Genomic DNA, 18,630 nt, shown 5'->3' on the forward strand with positions numbered 1-18,630 from the left:
TCGGGTTCTTTGCGTGCGACTCTATTAGTCCTGGGAATCGGTGCGAACAACTCCAAAAGCGCCCGATGCTGTCGCGCGTATGGCGGGGAGAGGAAGAAATGCGGGAATATATGCGTGACACCGCGCGCGCCGTCGCTTTCTTAAGCCGCGTCCCTGTGCCGTCGTCCTTCTTCGAAGGCGATGACGGCAAGCTCTCGCGCACTTCTCGCGCCTTTCCAGTCGCCGGCTTGCTGATCGCCCTGCCCTCGACACTGACCTTCAGCGTGCTGCTCGCCCTCAACGCCGATCCGTTGATGGCAGCATTGCTGGCACTTGCCGTGCAGACGATCCTGACCGGCGCCCTCCATGAAGACGGACTCAGCGACACTGCAGACGGACTGGGTGGCGGCAAAGACCGCGAGCGCGCGCTCGAAATCATGAAAGACAGCCGCATCGGCACTTACGGGGCGGCGGCATTGATACTGTCATTCGGATTGCGGGCTGCGGCGCTTGCCGCCATCGCTCGGCATCTTCCGCCTGAGGATGCTGCTGTCGCGATCCTCGCCGCGGCCACCTTGAGCCGTGGCGCCATGGTCTGGCATTGGTACGCCCTGCCGTCGGCCAAACCGGATGGGGTCGCCGCGTCGGCAGGCAAGCCTGATGGCGACGCCATGCAGCTGGCGCTGATTGCGACACTTGGCCTCGCGATACTGCTCATCGGTCCTGCCATGGGTGTTCCGGCGCTGGTTGGCTGCCTTCTTACGACAAGCGTCGCGACATTTCTGGCCACCCGATATATCAGTCAAAAATTGGCCGGTCATACGGGTGATACGATCGGCGCGACCCAGCAGATTTGCGAGATCGCCTCCCTGTGTACTCTTGCCATGTGCGTTTGAAGCATCGATATATGATCCCATGCTGACACCTTGCATCCTCGTCTGCTCCATCGACCAAAATACCGGCTATTGCTTCGGTTGCGGCCGCACATCAGCCGAAATCGGCGCGTGGATGAACTATAGCGACGAGGAACGCCGTGAGATCATGGAGCTGCTTCCGGAGCGTCTGACCAAGGTCGAACGCAAGCCGCGCCGGGAGACCCGCCGCCAAAGGATGGCACGGGAGCGCAGTGCCGTATGAACCGCCTGAACATCGTTCTCGCCATTCTCGGCATCGGCCTCGCACTGCTCATCTTCAATAACAATACCGGCTCCACCTTCGGCATGCGCAACGATGACTTCGCGCGTGTTGTCTATCTCCTGCCGATCGCGCTGATGATGAGTGCCGCCGTATGGGGTAGCCGTCATACCGTCAGCCAGTCGGTCCGCAATCTCCTGATCTGGTTCGTCATCATCATGGCGCTCGCGACGGCCTATATCTATCGCTACGATGCCGAGCAGGTGGGTAACCGCGTCTTCGCCGGCTTGATGCCTGGCCACGCCGTCGTCGTCACGACGAGCGAAGGTGGTCAGGAAGTGATCCTCCACAAACGGTCGAGCGGGCATTTCGAAGCCCAGGTAATGATTAACGGCCAGCCGATCGATATGCTGATCGACACCGGCGCCAGCACCATCGCCTTGTCGCAGGAAGATGCCGAGCGCGTCGGCATCATTCCAGAAAACCTCACCTATTCGATGACGGTATTGACCGCCAACGGTCGCGCCAGGGCAGCTCCCGTTGAGCTCGGCTCGGTGGCCATCGGTCCGATCAAGCGCAGGGATGTCGAGGCGAGCGTAGCCGAAGCGGGCAAGCTCGATCAGAGCCTGCTCGGCATGAGCTTCCTCGAAACTCTCGGGTCCATGCAGATGCAGACCGACGAATTGCGGCTGCGCGACTAAAGGATATGAGCCATCGCATGGGATAGTTCGGTTGGGACCGAAGCATTCGCCGGTCTCTTCACTCTAGAAAACGGCATGTCCGAACTGCATGAAGAGTGAAACGCCCATGACACCTGCAAGACCCAACCTGACAACCGAACTGCTGCTTCTCCTTGCCCTCGCAACCTGCTGGGGCGCCTCCTACACTTTCATCCGCGTCGGCGTGGCAACCATTCCACCGATCACGCTGATTGCCGCCCGTACCTTGATCGCCGGCCTTGTCCTGCTCGCCATCATTCGCTGGCGCGGCCTGAGCCTGCCGAGGGATGCAGCCACCTGGAAGCGCTTTCTCATTCAGTCCTGCCTCAACAGCGCCATCCCCTTCACGCTGATCGCATGGGCAGAACAGACCGTCGATGCCGGCCTGGCGACCATATTGAATTCCACGACGCCGATCTTCGCCTTCCTGATCGCCGCGTTCCTGCTGCGCAGCGAGCCGCTGACGGGCCGCAAGCTGTTTGGCGTGATTGTGGGCATGGCGGGCATTTGCCTGGTCATCGGCCTCGATGCGCTGCATGGCATGGGCCGCCAGTTGCTGCCGCAACTCTCTGTCGTCGTCGCATCGATCTGCTATGCCTGCGCCGCGCTGTTCGGCCGCAACTTCAAGGGCCTGGACCCGATGATGCCCGCGGCAGGCTCATTGCTCTGCGGTGCGGCACTTCTCATTCCCGCCAGCCTGGTTTTCGAACACCCCTGGCAGATCGCGCCGTCCACGGCCTCAATTCTGTCATTGCTCGGGCTGTCGGTCATCTCGACCGCGCTCGCCTTCAGCATCTACTTCCGGCTTATCCAGACCCTCGGTTCGGTCGGCACGACGGCACAGGCCTATCTGCGCGTCCCGATCGGCGTCGGCATCTGTGTGATTTTCCTCGGCGAACCCCTGTCCCCGACCGCAGCCATCGGCCTCGTCTGCGTGGTGGCCGGCGTCATGGCCATGACCATCGCGCCGCGCAAGCGAGCCATAGCGGGATAAAGCGATCGGCTCCGACCGGCCCGCGATGGATCAGGTCAAAAGCGAAAGATCATCCCAGGCAAAAATCAGATTGTCGGAGCGCCAGATCGGCCCCGGATCCACATACTGGCCGACCAATTGTCCGCCGAGCGCGCGGTAAAAGGCAATTGCCGGCTCGTTGCCCACAACCACGCCCAGACCGATAGCGGAATACCCCATCGACACAAATTCTCGCGCCATGTCTCGCATCAGCCGACGGCCGATTCCCTGGCGCTTGATAGCTGGATCGACATAGAGCGACTTTATCTCGCCACGTCCCTCGAATGCCGGCTCGAACGAAGCCGCAATTGCGCCGATGCCGACGAGCCGGTCGTCCAGTACCGCCAGAAGAACGCGCTGATCCCTTCGGGGATTGGCAAGCATGTCGGCCCAGCGCATGCGACGGTATTCCTCGTCAAGCGCCTGATAGACATCGGCAGGCGCAAGATCGCGGTAGGCGTCGCACCAGATCGCGCGATGCAGCCTGGCGATATCGGCAACGTCATCGACGAGAGCCGACCTGATCGTGATATCAGCCGTCACCCGACATTCCCCAGAACGGTGCCGCGCAATGCCCCGACAAGATAGAGCGATCCGGTGACGAGCATCCAGCCGTCCGTTTCGGCAAGCTTCATAGTCGCCAGTTCCAGCGCCCTGTGCGGGTCCGGTTCAGCCTCGCACGCCAAGCCCATGGATTTCGCCAGCATTTCCAAATCCCGCGCGGCATGGGCGCGGCCGGATCCGGACGCCTCGGTAAACACCACATAGGCGACGTGCCGTGAGAGCACTTCGATAAAGCCGGGCGCATCCTTGTCGGACGCCAAGGCAACGACGGCAATGCAATCACCGCTGACGCTGGCGGAGCGAGCGATATCGCGTAAGACAGCCTCGATATTGAACGGCACATGCGCGCCGTCCATAATCACCGGCAGTGTCTGTCGTCCGTCCTGCAATGCCGGCGGCAGCAGGAAGTCGAAACGCTCCATTCGCCCCGGCAGCCGCGCCTTGTCGACAACGGCCGGATCGAGCAGCCATGCACCGATCGGCTGGCCTTTTGCATTTCTTTCCAGCACGCTCTCGCCTTGTCGTCCCAGATGATCGAACACAAGGCCGACCAGCGCGATGTTGGTCTCCACAATCGTCGCATCTTCGGGAAGCTCGGTTCGAAGCACCTTGCAGCCCAGTTCGTCGGCGCGCTGCTGTACGACCTGCCCCGCGGCATCATCGGCGGCAAGCGTGGTGACAAGCGTTGCGCCGCGCTTCAATATGCCCACCTTCTCGCCCGCGATCGCCTCGCGCGTGACCCCAAGAATTTCCGTGTGCTCCAGTCCGATGTTGGTGACAATGGCCACTTCGCCGAAGACCACGTTTGTCGAATCCAGCCTGCCGCCCAGCCCGACTTCGACCACGACCCAGTTCAAGGCTGCATCTCTGAAGGTGACGAAGGCTGCAGCCGTTATTACGTCGAACCAGGTAGCATCCTCGCCGGCAGTTGCGGCTTGCTTCGCGCTCTCATAGCTGTCCAACACCTGCATGATCGCCTTCGCCAGCGCATCGTCCTCGACCTCGCGGCCGAGAACGCTGACACGCTCGTTCACACGGTCGACATGCGGCGACCCGTAACGACCGACCCGCCACCCTGCCCGCAACAATCCAGCTTCGAGAAGCGCCGAGACCGATCCCTTGCCCTTGGTACCGGCAACGTGGATGGCGCGGAAGCTTCGATGAGGGTCGCCCAAACGCTGCATGAGATCGAGCATCGGCTCGAGACCGACCCGCATCTCTCCGCGCGGCTTGCGCTCCCAGTTGGTCAGTTGATCGAGCCGGGAGAGTGCTTGGGATAGCAGCTGGCTGGGATGGGACTGCGACATGGGACCGCCTTTTCAATGATTTTCTTGCGGCTCTACGAAGGCCGCAAGCTTCATTAGCCCCACCCATCCAGTACCGCCATCAGTTTCTCAATCGATACCCCGTCCTGAAAATCCACCCAAGGATCGCCAGACAGACGACGAGGAAGAGCGTGATCATGGCAAGACTTAACACCGGATTGACGTCGGCGATGCCATAGAAACTCCAGCGGAAGCCGCTGACAAGATAGAGAACCGGGTTGAGATGGCTGACCGCCTGCCAGAAGGGCGGCAGCATGTTGATCGAGTAGAAGCTGCCGCCGAGGAAGGTCAGTGGCGGCACGACCAGCATCGGGATCAGGTTCAACTGCTCGAAATTGCCCGCCCATATGCCGATCATGAAGCCGAACAGGCTGAAGGTGACTGCCGTCAGCACAAAAAACAGGATCATCATGAACGGATGCTCGATCCTGATATCGACGAAGAAACTCGCGGTTGCCAGGATAATCAGACCGATCAGCATCCCCTTGGTCGCCGCCGCACCCACATAGCCGAGAACAATCTCGGTCATGGCGACAGGCGCCGACAGCACCTCGTAGATCGTACCGGTGAATTTCGGGAAATAGATGCCGAAGGAGCCGTTGCTGATGCACTGTCCGAGCAAGGTCAGCATGATCAGGCCCGGCGTGATGAACGCCCCGTAGGAAACGCCCTCGACCAGATTGATGCGCGATCCGATCGCCGCACCGAACACGATGAAATAGAGCGATGTGGAAATGACCGGCGAGACCACGCTCTGCAGCAGCGTGCGGCGCGTGCGGGCCATTTCGAAAGCGTAGATGGACTTGACCGCTTCGAAGTTCATTTACCTGCCTCCACCAGCGAGACGAAAATATCCTCGAGTGAGCTTTGACGCGTCGAAAGATCCTTGAAATGAATCCCCTGCTCGGCCAGCTTCGACAGCAGGGCCGCAATGCTCGACTGCTCATGCTGGGCGTCGAAATCATAGATCAGCGTCTGACCGTTCGGCCCGAGCGAAAGCCCGTTCCCGTCGAGAGACTGCGGTACAGCGTCAATCGGTTCGTTCAAATCGAGGATGAGCTGCTTGCGGCCGAGCTTGGCCATCAGCGCCTTCTTCTCCTCCACCAGCAGCAGCTCGCCGCCATTGATGACACCGACGCGGTCGGCCGCTTCTTCGGCCTCTTCGATGTAATGGGTCGTCAGGATGATGGTGACGCCGGAGGCGCGCAGGCGCTCGACCACATGCCACATGTCCTTGCGCAGCGCGACGTCGACGCCGGCCGTCGGTTCGTCGAGAAACAGGATCTCCGGCTCGTGCGAGAGCGCCTTGGCGATCAGCACGCGCCGCTTCATGCCGCCTGAAAGCTGGCGAAGCATATTGTCCTTTTTCTCCCAGAGCGAGAGATCGCGCAGTATCTTCTCGATATATTCAGGATTCGGCTTCTTGCCGTGAAGCCCGCGTGAGAAGCTCACCGTGTTCCAGACGGTTTCGAACTGATCGGTCGTCAACTCCTGCGGCACGAGGCCGATCAAGCTGCGCGTGGCGCGGAAATCGCGCACAACATCATGGCCGCCGACCGTTACCGAGCCCCCGCTTGGATTGGCAATCCCGCAGACGATGGAAATCAGTGTCGTCTTGCCCGCACCGTTCGGCCCAAGCAGCGCCAGGATTTCGCCCCGTTCGATGTCGAGATCGATGCCCTTCAGTGCCTGAAACCCGTTGGCATATGTTTTCGTGAGATTGCGTATGGAAATGATCGCAGCCATGGTCAGGCAAAGTCCGGCTTTTATGATGAATTTCGCGGCGTTTGCCCGCTATATAGCCGGTCTTGCGTTTTTACCACCCCATGGTGGTGGAACACAGCGTTCGCTTAAGTCAAATAAGCTGTCATCAAATCGTGACCTTCGTCGGGCATATAGCTCCTTAGGTGAGCAACGTTTGTCGCAACTCCGCCCAACGCCTCTTGGCGACACCGTCAGCGCCTGCTGTATTGGCCGATTTATTGCCCTCGCATTCATATTGCGTGCATCATCATTGCAACATGAAGTTCTTTTCTGGAGCAGGCAAGGATCCCCCGTCGTTGCCATGCTCCGCTCAAGCCGGCCCAGCCGGCTTTTTTCTTTTTTGCCAGCTTACGATCGGAAAACGTGACCTACCAGTTGCCATTCACACCACAGCCGGCAGGTGGCAGGGTCTTGTGCTCGAAGCGCGCCTTCAGCATTGCGCAGCCCTTGTCGCGAATAGGTCCGGGCATCATGGAATTGAGACCAATGCCGACTTCATCGAAGGGATCGTCGGCATAGGCGACATAAGCGTACCAGCGACCGCCGATGACGATAACGATGGCAATCAGCGCGGCAACGAGCGCCCTTCCCAGGCTTCTCTTTCGTCTCGGTACGTCTTCCATGAGCCCCTCTCTTGCCCTCGGCGCGCGCTGTTAAGCGCGATCCCACCGATAGGTAAATCAGCTTCTCCGTTTGGCAAGGGTGGATGCTGTCCCGGCAAAGGGCCAATCAAAGGCTGCAATAGCGCCGGCCGCCCTTTCGATCCCTGAGGTCGAAATGGAAGTGATTCCAGTGCTCCGGATTGCTGCCCGGTCCGAGCACAGTATCGAAATAGCGGCAACTGTCGCTGCGTACCGCTTTGAGCAAGCGTCCTTCCCTGAAGGAGAACAGGCCCTTCCTCCGCACGTCGATTACATGGCCGTTCTTGAGAATGAAGGTGCCCACATCGATCGCATTGCCATGGGCATGCTCCGACATCGGATTATAGCGTTGCCGGCTATTGTTCATTCGCCGGCAGGAATATCCGCCAAGCGGTACGATCGTGCCGATGCCCGTCCAGTAGCGCGTGCGCGCGGCTGGGGCGAGCTCGTTCTTCACCCATTTGGCGAAGGCGAGCGTCACTTGGCAATTCAATGTGACAGCAGGTCTGACCGCAATATTGCCGGACAGACCGCTCAGCGAAACCGGATAGGGAACCTGACATGCAGGCCCGTTGGATATGGCCGGCTTGTCGGTATAGACGACGCCCATGCGCTGCAACTCCTGTCGGCAGGCAACTTCCGAGGGCGGCATCATACCCGGCGTCGATTGCGGCGCTTCGAATTGCTGATCGAGGCGCGGTATCGGATTTTCGACACGCGGCAGCATCGCGACCTGCGTTCCCGGCAACTGCCTCGGTATCCGCGATTGGTTGAGCTCGGCCTGCGCGGCCGGGCGCTGAACAATCGACCGGTTGGTCTGTACCGGAGCATCGGTGCCGATGCCGTCGACCACGGGTTGGTCAGACTGACCTTCGGCAATATTCTGCTGCTCTTCCTGCGCCAATCCGACAACCGATCCGGATTGCTCTTCCTCACTCGGCCCGACGCCGAGTTCGGCATCCATATTGACGCCTTGCGAGGGAACCTCCGATTGCTGCGCCAGCCCAACCTCGACGTCCGAAGTGGTCACGGCCTCGCCGGTTCCGTTGGAGCGAACGGGACCACCGCTCTTGTAATTGCTCGATGCGGAGACGACGGGATCCTGTACCCCTTGATAGGCAAACTGCCGCTGCGGCACGCTGCGATGCGGCTTGATGGATCCGACACGCGAGGAACTATCGATGCTGGAGGGCGGCACGAGACTATCTGCCGTACAGGCGACCAACGCCGACGACAACAGCAATGGCAGCGCGATCCGCCGTAGAATGGGTAAAATGGTCATACTCCTGATCCGCTGCCCCAGCCACGGTCGGTAACGATTACAAATCCTAAATGGGAAGGGTGAACGAAAGCTTACCGCAGGAGGATCTCGTTGTTTCGTGCTGGAACCACAGGAGCATGGAATGACATGAAGCAAGGCACACGGTTCACAGGAGTCCTCCATGGAAATGCCGGCATGGCTTTTCCATCGCGGCAGGATTGCATAGGCTGATTGTCGGAATCGACCGTGAACAGGAGCAGACGAATGAATGATAGCGTCAAACCGAGAGGCGAGCTGACATTGCGCACGCTTGCCATGCCCGCCGACGCCAATCCTGCCGGCGATATTTTCGGCGGCTGGGTCATGGCACAGATGGACTTGGCAAGCGGCATCCGCGCCGCCGAACGGGCGCGCGGCCGCGTGGTCACGGCAGCGGTCAAGGAGATGGCTTTCGAGCTGCCCGTCAAGATCGGCGATACGCTGAGCGTCTTCACCGATATCGAACGCGTCGGCCGCACCTCGATCACCTTGAGCGTCGAAGCCTGGGCGCACCGTGCGCGCTACAATAGCCTCGAGAAGGTCACCGCCGCGACATTCATCATGGTCGCCCTTGATGAGGATGGCTTGCCGAAGGCTGTACCAGGGGAGAGCTGACGCAATGGGTTCCGCACACGCACCGGAAGTCTACGTCTACATCAGGACGGTCATGAGCATGGTGATCGGCCTTTCGCTCGCCCAGCTTCTGACCCGGCTTGCCGGCTTCGTGCAGGCGCCGGGCAAGAACAAGATCTACCTCGTCCATATCGGCTGGGTCTTGTCGATGTTCCTGTTCATCATCCATTTCTGGTGGTGGGAATATCGGCTGCAATCCGTCGCTCAGATCAATTTCGGCGTCTACCTCTTCCTGATCTGTTTCTGCTGCCTCTTCTATTTCCTCTGCGTCTTGCTCAATCCGCCCTCGGTCGAAGATTACGGCGGCTTCGAGGAATATTTCATCTCCCGCCGGCGTTGGTTTTTCGGCCTGCTCGCCGTGACCTATGCCGTCGATCTCATCGACACATTGCTGAAGGGTGGAGCCTATTTCCAGTCGCTAGGCTGGGAGTATCCAATACGTAATGTCGTCTACGTCGTCCTGTGTATCATCGCCGCGATCACGGCCAACCGGCGTTTCCAGGCGGCTTTCGTGACCGTCGGCCTGATTTACCAGATTACATGGATCTTCCGTCTCTACGACGTGCTTCCGGTCTAGCGATCTTATTCCGCTCGGCGTTAAAGCGGCTGCCATTTCGATGCTTCACGATCTTTAACCAAGACATCGCCATATTGTTCAGATCGATTATGCTCTGAGACGCAGGTGGGAGACTCAAGCCTTGAAGACAAAGAGCTATGCACTGGGATTGGCCTTTGCTCTATCGTTACCGTGGCTTGCTCATGCCGAAGACCCCGCACCAGGACCTGCCAATACCACGATCGATCTGAAATATTGGGTGGAATTCGCAAATCAGGGCAATCCGGCTGCCCAATATGGTCTTGGCTATCGCTACGCCCACGGTGAGGGCGTGGAGCAGGACGATGCGCAGGCGGTCGACTGGTATCGGAAATCGGCTGACCAAGGCAATGGGCAAGCCCAATATGCTCTGGCCTATATGTATGCCAACGGTCGCGGCGTCGATACCGATCTGAAACAGGCAAACGACTGGTATTTGAAGGCGGCGCAAAACGGCAATGCCGATGCTCAATATGCCATCGGCTATTCCCATGCCAATGGCCGGGGCATGGCTGTCGATAATGAAGGTGCCGTCACCTGGTATCAGAAATCCGCCGCTCAGGGAGAGGCACAGGCACAATATGCGCTCGGCTATATGTATGCCAATGGCCTCGGCGTGCATCAGGACCGCGCCATCGCACTCGGCTGGTATCGCAAGGCGGCCGACCAGGGCCGCGCCGATGCGCAATACGCAATCGGCTATATGTACGACAACGGCCAAGGCACGGAAGAAGATCAGGAACAGGCCCTCGCCTGGTATAAAAAGGCCGGCAACCAAGGAAGTGCGCAAGGTCTGTATGCGGTCGGCTACGCCTATGCCAATGGCAAGGGTGTCGGGCAGGATGATGCCGAAGCCTATTCCTGGTACATGAAAGCAGCCGAGAAAGGGCGAGCCGAGGCACAATACGCCGTCGGCTACAGCCTTGAGAATGGGGTCGGGGTGGCACAGGACTACCGTCAGGCGCTTCAATGGTTTCGCAAATCGGCTGACCAGGGACGCCCCGACGCGCAATATGCCATCGGCTATCTCTATGCCAACGGCCAGGGCGTGAAGGTCGACGATGACAGCGCAGTGAGATGGTATCGCAAGGCCGCCGAGCAAGGCGATGCACGAGGCGAATACGCCCTCGCCTTCATGTATGCTGCCGGCCGTGGCATTGCTGCGGACTACGGCAAGGCCATTGACTGGTGTCGGAAAGCCGCCGGCCAGGGCCATGCGGACGCACAATATGCCCTCGGCTACATGTACGAAAACGGCCAGGGGATAAAGGCTGACAAATCGGTCGCGGCAAGCTGGTATCGCAAGGCTGCGGACCAGAACAACTCCCAAGGTCAATACGCCCTCGCCTATCTCTATTATCAAGGCGCCGGCGTGGCCAAGGACTACGGCCAGGCGGCCAATCTATTTCGCAAAGCCGCCGATCAGGGTGACGCCCGCGCAGAATACGGTCTTGGATATCTGTATTATAACGGCTATGGCGTGCCGAAGGACTCGACGATCGCTGCCGACTGGTTCAACAAGGCGGCGGCGAAGGGGTTGCCCGAAGCACAGCATGGGCTCAGCTATATGGAAGCAAACGGCGACGGCCCGATCAAGGATCTCGGACCACTGGGACAAGGGGCGACCGGAAAAAGGGACACCGGCGATATGACGGGCTGGGTCCTATTTCATTTGCTGATGGCGCTGGTGCCCTAGCGGTCACGAAGCGTTCGGCATCTTAATTCAACGGATTTCGACTGAGGGGTAAATCGTGAACTGGAAGAAGGGGGCAGCAGGTTTGCTCTTCGCACTGGCGTCCATGGGAACGGCACAAGCCGATGTCGGACGAAACAGCTACGATCGCGGCGATATCAAATCGGGCCTGGATTACTGGCGCCCCCTGGCGAACAGGGGCAATGTCGCGGCACAGCTGAAACTCGGACAGATGTACGAGGACGGCAACGGCGTCGGAAAAAACCTCACCCTTGCCCTTAGCTGGTATAAGAAGGCCGCCGATCAGGGCAGCGCCGAAGCACAGTTCAACGTCGGCACCATGTATGATCAGGGCGAAGGCGTTACCGCCGACAAAAGCGAGGCTATTGCCTGGTACAAGAAGGCTGCGGCACAGGGATACCTCAATGCGCAATACAATCTTGGCGTCGTTTACGACACGGGCCAAGGCGTAGCGCAGGATAAGCCGCAGGCTTTTGACTGGTACAGCAAGGCCGCCGAACAGGGCGATGCCGAAGCACAGTTCAATGTCGGCACCATGTACGATCAGGGCGACGGCACGGACAAGAACAAGAGCAAGGCCGTCGTCTGGTATCGCAAGGCGGCCGAGCAGGGAAAAGTCGAGGCGCAATACAATCTCGGCATCATGTACCGCGACGGCGAAGGCGTCGCCAAGGACGGCGCTGCAGCCTTCTCCTGGTTCAAGAAGGCGGCGGATCAAGGCGACGCCAGTGCGCAGTTCAATCTCGGTGCCATGTATGCCGATGGCGACGGGATCAAGCAGGACGATGCCCAGGCGATCGCGTGGTTTCTGAAGGCCGCGGCGCAGAACGATGTCGAGGCCGAATACAATCTCGGCGTCATGTTCCGCGATGGCGAAGGCGTCGCCAAGAATGGTCCTCGAGCCGTCTACTGGTTCGAGAGAGCAGCGGAGCATCGCTATGCCGGCGCAGCCTACAATCTCGCCGTGATGTATCGTGACGGCGATGGCGTTGCTGCGGATGCGGCCAAGGCGGCGGAATGGTTCCGCAAGGCGAAGCGCCTGGGTTATGATGGCGACACGGACGACCAACCGGAAGACCCCTCCGGTGGACAGACTATTCCGATATGACGCGCTGCACTGTCCGATCGGTACCATCATGCCCTGCCGGTCACCTGCCTTCACTCCCGGCGAATCGCGGCAAGATATGCTAATGCCCACAACTTGAAGTACGTGATGCGGCGTGTGGGGCGTCGTGACGCGCGCTGAGCCGGGGGAAACTATGAGTTCTGCTGCTTCCGATCATCAAATGGCCTCTTTGCCGCCTCGCCATTTTTGGCGACGCCTCGGTGCCTACGCGGTCGATATCGTCATCTTCCAGGTCGCCTTTACGCTGTTGTTTCTCGCGCTGTCGGCGGTAACGTCGTGGGATTTGACCCTGCCGCTGCTTCAAAAGCAGCAATGCGAAGAAGCAACTTCGGCGCCTCTCGTTGCGAAGGTGGAGGCAGAATGGCCGCTGCAGCCAGGCGAAGTGAGAAGCAACCAACTGTGCCGCATATCCTGGCTGGGCAGCAACGGATACACGGTCTTTCTTTCAATCGTCGCATCGCAGCAGGGATCGGCCGCATTGAAGCGCGCCTTTTCCGTACCCGTCGACGGCAATGGCAACCCGATCGATCCGAATATCACCGTAAGGCCAACTTCAAGCATCGTCCTGCTGCTCCTTCCCTTCGCCTTCGCCCTCTGCTCGATCCACGGCGGGCGAACACCAGGCAAGCGCTTGACCTCGTTGCGCGTGACAACCGCGGAAGGCGACGCCATGCCCTTTGCGCTTGCCGCCAAACGGGAGATGTTCAAGTTTCTGCCGTTGATGCTGCTCGCAATCGTCAATCTGGTCAGCCTGTTCCTGTTGCCTTCCTATCTGCCGCCCATCGACCAGTTGATTCAGCAGGCGCGCGATACCAACCTTCTCAATGCCATCGGTTTCTTCGCCCTGACCGGGGCGTTGGCACCGCTTCTGTTCGTATTCGCGCTTATCTGGTGGGTCTTTCCACTAATCCTGTGGCGCGGACAGACCTTCTACGACCGCTTCTGCGACACCATGGTCGTCAAGGAGTAACCATCAAAATCGGGGGGATTGCCTTGGCGGAAGAAGAGATGGAAGACTGTCGCCGCGCCAGGCCTGATTTGCTGCTTCTTCTCTTGAGAGGATAGATCGTCGTGAACCTGAAATATCCCATGTCCCCCTTCTCGCTTCTGCCGCCGCTTCGCATGTCTCTGCTGGCCATGGCGGTCGTGTTGCCGCTCTCTCCGCTTCCCATAGCAGCAACGCCAGCAGAAGCCGCACCCGGCTCGTGCTGGTCACTGCTGCAGAGCAAGTTTGGCCCGCAGATCGAGAAGTCCGTAAACGAGGCCGACCCCTGCAAGAAACTGCCGGGCGTTGATCACAAGGACAAGTTCGAGGTGAAGTCACTCGATGTCTGCGATGCCGCAGGCGGCGGTGTGCAGATCAACGCGCATGCCGAAATGGCCTGCAAATCGCATGGCGTGCTGAAGACGACGATCAAGGGGGAACTCGATGCCTCGATGACGGTCGATGTCGGCGCATGCCACATCACCGACCTGCATCTCGGCATCAACGGCCCGATCGGCGAACTGATATCCTCAGTCGGCGGCCTGCAGGAGTTGGCCCGTGGCTTTGCCCAGGCCAAGATCTCGGAAATTTGCGGAAAGTGACCTGAAAGGGCCGGCAATATCAGCCGGCCCTTGCTTGCCCGGATAATTGAGCCTCGTCAGGCCCGCACGGCGCTGTCCGCCTGCCCGGCATCCTTGCCGCCAAACCGAACACCCTTTTTCTCGAAGCCAAAGCCGGCGAAAATCGCAACGACCACGGCAACTATGCAGGCAACGATCAACAGCGCCAGGGCATAGTCGCCGTTCCATTGCTTTGCTAGTCCCGCCTGGATCGAGGCATTGCCTGATGCCAGCAGGTTCCCAAGCTGGTAGGCAAATCCAGGGAAGGTGCCGCGCACCTCGTCCGGCGACAATTCGTTCAGATGCACGGGAACGATGCCCCAGGCACCCTGCACGAAAAGCTGCATCAGGAAGGCGCCAATCGCGAGCATGACCGGGCCCTGACCCCAAACCCACAGCGGGGCGACGGGAATGGCGAGAAGCGCCGCGATGACGATGGTCCGCCGCCTGCCCCAACGCTGCGACAGAGCACCGAACGTCAGGCCGCCGACGATCGCGCCGATATTGTAGACGATGGCGATGGCGCCGACCGTATAGGAATCATATTGCCGCTGGGTTTCCAGGAAGGTCGGATAGAGATCCTGGGTGCCGTGGCTGAAGAAATTGAACGCAGTCATGAGAAGCACCGCCCAGATGAATAGCGGAATATTCTCGCGCAGCACGGTGAGAAATGGCCGCTGTGGCTTGGCCTGCCGCTGCAGGAAGGCCGGAGATTCCTCCACATTGCGCCTGATATACAGCACCAGCAACGCCGGCACCGCGCCGACGAAGAACATGCCGCGCCAGCCGATAATCGGAAACAGCAGAAAGAAGACGATCGATGCAAGCAGATAGCCCGAGGGATAGCCCGCCTGCAGGATACCGGATACAAGGCCGCGCGAATCCTCGGGTATCGTCTCCATGACGAGCGACGCGCCGACACCCCATTCGCCGCCCATGGCAACGCCGAAGAGCGCGCGCAGCACGAGAAACATCGTCAGGCCGGTCGAAAAGCCGGTCAGGAATTCGAAGACGGAATAAAGCAGCACGTCGACCATCAGGGTCGTGCGCCGCCCGAACCGATCCGCCGCAAGTCCGAAGATCAAGGCTCCGAGCGGCCGCATGGCAAGCGTGAGGAAGATTGCCACGGCGACTGCCGGAACGTCCGTGTGAAATTCTTCGGCTATATGCTTGAGAACGAAAACCAAAATGAAGAAATCGAAAGCGTCCAGAGTCCAGCCCAGATAGGCCGCGATCACGGTGTTTCGTTGCTGGGGGGACAAGGAACGTAAGCTATCCAATGCGGTCATCATGATCCTCCGACCGGATGGCGGCGGCGAGGCGGGCAATACCGGATGCCGTCGAAGCTGGGGGAACCCGGCAAGTGGCCGGGCATGTCGACGTTGCGGCTTGTTCCTCCTTTGGCGCCTGCGAGGATCGCGCTATGCGGACTTTGGATCAACGATAACGCATCGGCCGCCCTTGGGTTGTAACATATTTGACATCTTCGGCGAATGGAAAAATCCTCTACTTTGTTTCCCTTTTGTACTCTTTGCCCCTTCACATCTGTGCGATCTGTCTCCATATTCGCCCCATGGCCAAATCACCGAAAAAATCCCCCGCCCCGACCGGTTTCGAAGAGGCGCCACAGGCATCGTTTGAGGGTGCGCCGCTCAGCGGCAGCGTTGCCGATTGGGTAAAGCAGCTCGAAGCGGATGCGGAATCCTCTGGCATCGAAACCCAGCGCGAGATCGCCTCCAAGGCCGGCAAGCATCGCAAGAAGGTGGAAATCGCCGCTTCCAAATCGGCACGCGGCACCTCGATGGGTGGTTCGACCGACCCGAAGACGCGCGCCGCCGCCGGCCTCAATCCGGTGGCTGGCCTTGATATCGCGCTCGAGGATGCCGACAAGATCGCAACGAGCGGTGTGACTGCGACCGTGGAAGCGTTGTCGAAGCTGATCGAGAGCGGCAATCCGCTCTTCAAGGACGGCAAGCTCTGGACGCCGCATCGCCCTGCCCGTCCGGCAAAGTCCGAAGGCGGCATCGAGATCCGCATGGCCTCGGAATATCAGCCCGCCGGCGATCAGCCGACAGCGATCCGCGATCTTGTCGAAGGATTGGAGAATGGCGACCGCAGCCAGGTGCTGCTCGGCGTCACCGGCTCCGGCAAGACCTTCACCATGGCCAAGGTGATCGAGGCGACGCAGCGTCCTGCCGTCATCCTCGCGCCGAACAAGACGCTGGCCGCGCAGCTCTATTCCGAATTCAAGAACTTTTTTCCGGACAATGCGGTCGAGTATTTCGTCTCCTACTACGACTATTATCAGCCGGAAGCCTACGTGCCGCGCTCGGATACCTTCATCGAGAAGGAAAGTTCGATCAACGAGCAGATCGACCGCATGCGCCACTCGGCGACGCGCTCGCTGCTGGAGCGTGACGATTGTATCATCGTCGCCTCGGTGTCCTGCATCTACGGTATCGGCTCGGTCGAAACCTATACGGCGATGACGTTCCAGATGAATGTCGGCGACCGGCTGGATCAGCGCCAGCTTCTCGCCGACCTCGTGGCGCAGCAATACAAGCGCCGCGATATGGATTTCATCCGCGGTTCCTTCCGCGTCCGCGGCGACACGATCGAGATCTTCCCGGCCCACTTGGAGGATGCCGCCTGGCGCATCTCCATGTTCGGCGACGAGATCGACGCCATCACCGAATTCGATCCGCTGACCGGCCAGAAGACCGGTGACCTGAAGTCGGTGAAGATCTATGCCAATTCGCACTATGTCACGCCGCGCCCGACGCTGAACGGCGCCATCAAGGCGATCAAGGAAGAGCTGAAAATCCGGCTTGCCGAGCTGGAGAAAGCCGGCCGCCTGCTCGAGGCGCAGCGGCTGGAACAGCGTACCCGCTATGACGTCGAAATGCTTGAGGCCACCGGCTCCTGTGCCGGCATCGAGAACTATTCCCGCTACCTGACCGGCCGCAATCCCGGCGAGCCGCCGCCGACTCTGTTCGAATATATTCCCGATAACGCATTGCTGTTCATCGACGAAAGCCACGTCTCGGTCAGCCAGATCGGCGGCATGTATCGCGGCGACTTCCGGCGCAAGGCGACGCTTGCCGAATACGGCTTCCGCCTGCCCTCCTGCATGGACAACCGTCCCCTGCGCTTCGAGGAATGGGACGCCATGCGCCCGGACACGATCGCGGTTTCGGCAACGCCGGGCAGCTGGGAAATGGAGCAATCCGGCGGCGTCTTCGCCGAACAGGTCATCCGTCCGACGGGCCTCATCGACCCGCCGGTGGAAGTGCGCTCGGCCCGTACGCAGGTGGATGATGTCGTCGGCGAAATCCGCGAGACCGCCGCCAAGGGCTATCGCACGCTTTGCACGGTGCTGACCAAGCGCATGGCCGAGGACCTGACGGAATATCTGCATGAACAGGGCGTGCGCGTGCGTTACATGCACTCTGACATCGACACGCTGGAGCGCATCGAGATCATCCGCGACCTGCGCCTCGGCGCTTTCGACGTGCTCGTCGGCATCAACCTTTTGCGTGAGGGTCTCGACATTCCGGAATGCGGCTTCGTCGCCATCCTTGATGCCGACAAGGAAGGCTTCCTGCGCTCGGAAACGTCGTTGATCCAGACCATCGGCCGCGCCGCGCGTAACGTCGACGGCAAGGTCATCCTTTATGCCGACAACATTACCGGCTCGATGCAGCGGGCGATGGACGAGACCAGCCGCCGTCGCGAAAAGCAGATGGCGTTCAACATTGAAAACGGCATTACGCCGGAATCGGTCAAAGCGAAAATTTCCGACATTCTCGACAGCGTCTACGAGAAGGACCATGTCCGCGCCGATATCGGCGGCGCCTCCGGCAAGGGCTTTGCCGACGGCGGCCACCTCGTCGGCAACAATCTGCAGGCCCACCTCAACGCGCTGGAAAAATCCATGCGCGATGCCGCAGCCGACTTGGACTTCGAAAAGGCGGCACGACTGCGCGACGAGATCAAGCGCCTCAAGGCCGTCGAACTCGCCGCCATGGACGATCCACTGGCCCGCGAGGAAGCGAAAAGCCTCGAAAATCGAGGTGCGGCGGCAGGCAAGCGCGCACCGCCGGCGCCGGATTCTCGCTCTTACTTCGCCAAACCGAGCCTCGACGAAATGGGGCCGGGCAGCGATGCCGGTACGCCGCTTTTCCGCAAGAACACGCTGGACGAGATGACCGTCGGCCGCACCGAAAAGCCAGTGACGGGCAAGGTGCCGGACAAGCCGATCACCCGTGCGAAGCCTGGCGTCGGTTCCTACGAGGATCCGGTCGACGAGAAGCAGCGCAAGGGACGGACGAAAGGCAAGACGGGACGGCCCGGGCGATAGGGCGCAGGCGTCTATCAGATGCCGACCCGCCCCGAGTTGTCGATTTGTGAGGGCTGAGCCCGCGAGCATTGAGCAATGCCTTGCTGGCGAGGCCGCAACCGCTACATGTTCTCATGAGGAGGCCCACGGAGGGACGGAAGGTGCTTGAGTGCATACCGA

Annotated in this window: 19 protein-coding genes; 12 read left to right on the plus strand and 7 right to left on the minus strand. The window is 60.1% G+C overall.

Features of this window, described 5'->3' with window-relative positions:
* Positions 1–98: 98 nt before the first annotated feature.
* From GA0061100_RS00885 to GA0061100_RS00900, 4 genes are all read left to right on the plus strand, one after another.
* Positions 99–875 carry an adenosylcobinamide-GDP ribazoletransferase gene (locus tag GA0061100_RS00885; protein ID WP_083961246.1) on the plus strand — a complete coding sequence of 259 codons (777 nt, stop codon included), beginning with the start codon at positions 99–101 and terminating at the stop codon, positions 873–875.
* A gap of 19 nt (positions 876–894) precedes the next feature.
* Positions 895–1,116 carry a DUF1289 domain-containing protein gene (locus GA0061100_RS00890; RefSeq protein WP_075850742.1) on the plus strand — a complete coding sequence of 74 codons (222 nt, stop codon included), beginning with the start codon at positions 895–897 and terminating at the stop codon, positions 1,114–1,116.
* Positions 1,113–1,814 carry a retropepsin-like aspartic protease family protein gene (locus GA0061100_RS00895; RefSeq protein ID WP_075850743.1) on the plus strand — a complete coding sequence of 234 codons (702 nt, stop codon included), beginning with the start codon at positions 1,113–1,115 and terminating at the stop codon, positions 1,812–1,814. The genes GA0061100_RS00890 and GA0061100_RS00895 overlap by 4 nt, the downstream gene beginning before the upstream one ends.
* A gap of 106 nt (positions 1,815–1,920) precedes the next feature.
* The gene (locus tag GA0061100_RS00900) at positions 1,921–2,826 is read left to right on the plus strand and encodes a DMT family transporter (RefSeq protein WP_075850744.1); all 906 of its coding nucleotides are present in this window, start codon (positions 1,921–1,923) and stop codon (positions 2,824–2,826) included.
* A 30-nt stretch (positions 2,827–2,856) separates the two neighbouring features.
* Here the strand turns inward: GA0061100_RS00900 and GA0061100_RS00905 are convergent, their stop codons facing one another.
* From GA0061100_RS00905 to GA0061100_RS00920, 4 genes are all read right to left on the minus strand, one after another.
* Positions 2,857–3,387, minus strand: a complete 531-nt coding sequence (locus GA0061100_RS00905) for a GNAT family N-acetyltransferase (RefSeq protein WP_075850745.1) — start codon at positions 3,385–3,387, stop codon at positions 2,857–2,859.
* Positions 3,384–4,715 carry a bifunctional folylpolyglutamate synthase/dihydrofolate synthase gene (locus tag GA0061100_RS00910; protein WP_075850746.1) on the minus strand — a complete coding sequence of 444 codons (1,332 nt, stop codon included), beginning with the start codon at positions 4,713–4,715 and terminating at the stop codon, positions 3,384–3,386. The genes GA0061100_RS00905 and GA0061100_RS00910 overlap by 4 nt, the downstream gene beginning before the upstream one ends.
* 79 nt (positions 4,716–4,794) lie before the next feature.
* On the minus strand, positions 4,795–5,556 hold the full coding sequence (locus GA0061100_RS00915) for an ABC transporter permease (protein WP_075850747.1): 762 nt from the start codon (positions 5,554–5,556) through the stop codon (positions 4,795–4,797).
* A complete protein-coding gene (locus tag GA0061100_RS00920) occupies positions 5,553–6,479 on the minus strand; it encodes an ABC transporter ATP-binding protein (protein ID WP_075850748.1) in 927 nt (308 codons plus the stop codon). Before GA0061100_RS00920 ends, GA0061100_RS00915 begins: the two co-directional genes overlap by 4 nt.
* Between GA0061100_RS00920 and GA0061100_RS34220 the strand changes: the two genes are divergently transcribed.
* Positions 6,460–6,864, plus strand: coding sequence for a hypothetical protein (locus GA0061100_RS34220; RefSeq protein WP_143525364.1), 405 nt, complete (start codon positions 6,460–6,462; stop codon positions 6,862–6,864). The two genes, GA0061100_RS00920 and GA0061100_RS34220, sit on opposite strands and share 20 nt — an antisense overlap.
* A gap of 1 nt (position 6,865) precedes the next feature.
* On the opposite strand, the gene GA0061100_RS00925 is transcribed toward GA0061100_RS34220, so the two are convergent.
* Together GA0061100_RS00925 and GA0061100_RS00930 are read right to left on the minus strand one after the other, a co-directional pair.
* Entirely contained in the window at positions 6,866–7,120 is a 255-nt protein-coding gene (locus tag GA0061100_RS00925; protein WP_075850749.1) for a hypothetical protein, read from the minus strand.
* Positions 7,121–7,226: 106 nt separating this feature from the next.
* Complete coding sequence (locus tag GA0061100_RS00930) at positions 7,227–8,420, minus strand: extensin-like domain-containing protein (protein WP_075850750.1); 1,194 nt, start codon at positions 8,418–8,420, stop codon at positions 7,227–7,229.
* Between the two features lie 243 nt (positions 8,421–8,663).
* Here GA0061100_RS00930 and GA0061100_RS00935 point away from each other — a divergent pair, with 243 nt between their 5' ends.
* The 6 genes from GA0061100_RS00935 to GA0061100_RS00960 all read left to right on the plus strand — a co-directional run bounded on the left by GA0061100_RS00935 (position 8,664) and on the right by GA0061100_RS00960 (position 14,093).
* Entirely contained in the window at positions 8,664–9,053 is a 390-nt protein-coding gene (locus tag GA0061100_RS00935; protein WP_075850751.1) for an acyl-CoA thioesterase, read from the plus strand.
* A 4-nt stretch (positions 9,054–9,057) separates the two neighbouring features.
* On the plus strand, positions 9,058–9,648 hold the full coding sequence (locus tag GA0061100_RS00940; protein ID WP_075850752.1) for a hypothetical protein: 591 nt from the start codon (positions 9,058–9,060) through the stop codon (positions 9,646–9,648).
* A gap of 121 nt (positions 9,649–9,769) precedes the next feature.
* Positions 9,770–11,362, plus strand: a complete 1,593-nt coding sequence (locus GA0061100_RS00945; RefSeq protein ID WP_075850753.1) for an SEL1-like repeat protein — start codon at positions 9,770–9,772, stop codon at positions 11,360–11,362.
* A gap of 55 nt (positions 11,363–11,417) precedes the next feature.
* Positions 11,418–12,488 (plus strand): tetratricopeptide repeat protein, encoded by a 1,071-nt coding sequence (locus GA0061100_RS00950; RefSeq protein WP_075850754.1) that lies wholly within the window; start codon positions 11,418–11,420, stop codon positions 12,486–12,488.
* A 151-nt stretch (positions 12,489–12,639) separates the two neighbouring features.
* Positions 12,640–13,476, plus strand: coding sequence for an RDD family protein (locus tag GA0061100_RS00955; RefSeq protein WP_083961247.1), 837 nt, complete (start codon positions 12,640–12,642; stop codon positions 13,474–13,476).
* Positions 13,477–13,577: 101 nt separating this feature from the next.
* Entirely contained in the window at positions 13,578–14,093 is a 516-nt protein-coding gene (locus tag GA0061100_RS00960) for a hypothetical protein (protein WP_075850756.1), read from the plus strand.
* Between the two features lie 56 nt (positions 14,094–14,149).
* Here GA0061100_RS00960 and GA0061100_RS00965 read toward each other — a convergent pair whose 3' ends face one another.
* A complete protein-coding gene (locus GA0061100_RS00965; protein WP_075850757.1) occupies positions 14,150–15,400 on the minus strand; it encodes an MFS transporter in 1,251 nt (416 codons plus the stop codon).
* 284 nt (positions 15,401–15,684) lie between these two features.
* Here GA0061100_RS00965 and uvrB point away from each other — a divergent pair, with 284 nt between their 5' ends.
* Positions 15,685–18,471 (plus strand): excinuclease ABC subunit UvrB, encoded by a 2,787-nt coding sequence (gene uvrB / locus GA0061100_RS00970; protein WP_075850758.1) that lies wholly within the window; start codon positions 15,685–15,687, stop codon positions 18,469–18,471.
* Positions 18,472–18,630: the final 159 nt, after the last annotated feature.

It is taken from the genome of Martinezella hainanensis, from assembly GCF_900094555.1.
GTDB lineage: Bacteria > Pseudomonadota > Alphaproteobacteria > Rhizobiales > Rhizobiaceae > Rhizobium > Rhizobium hainanense.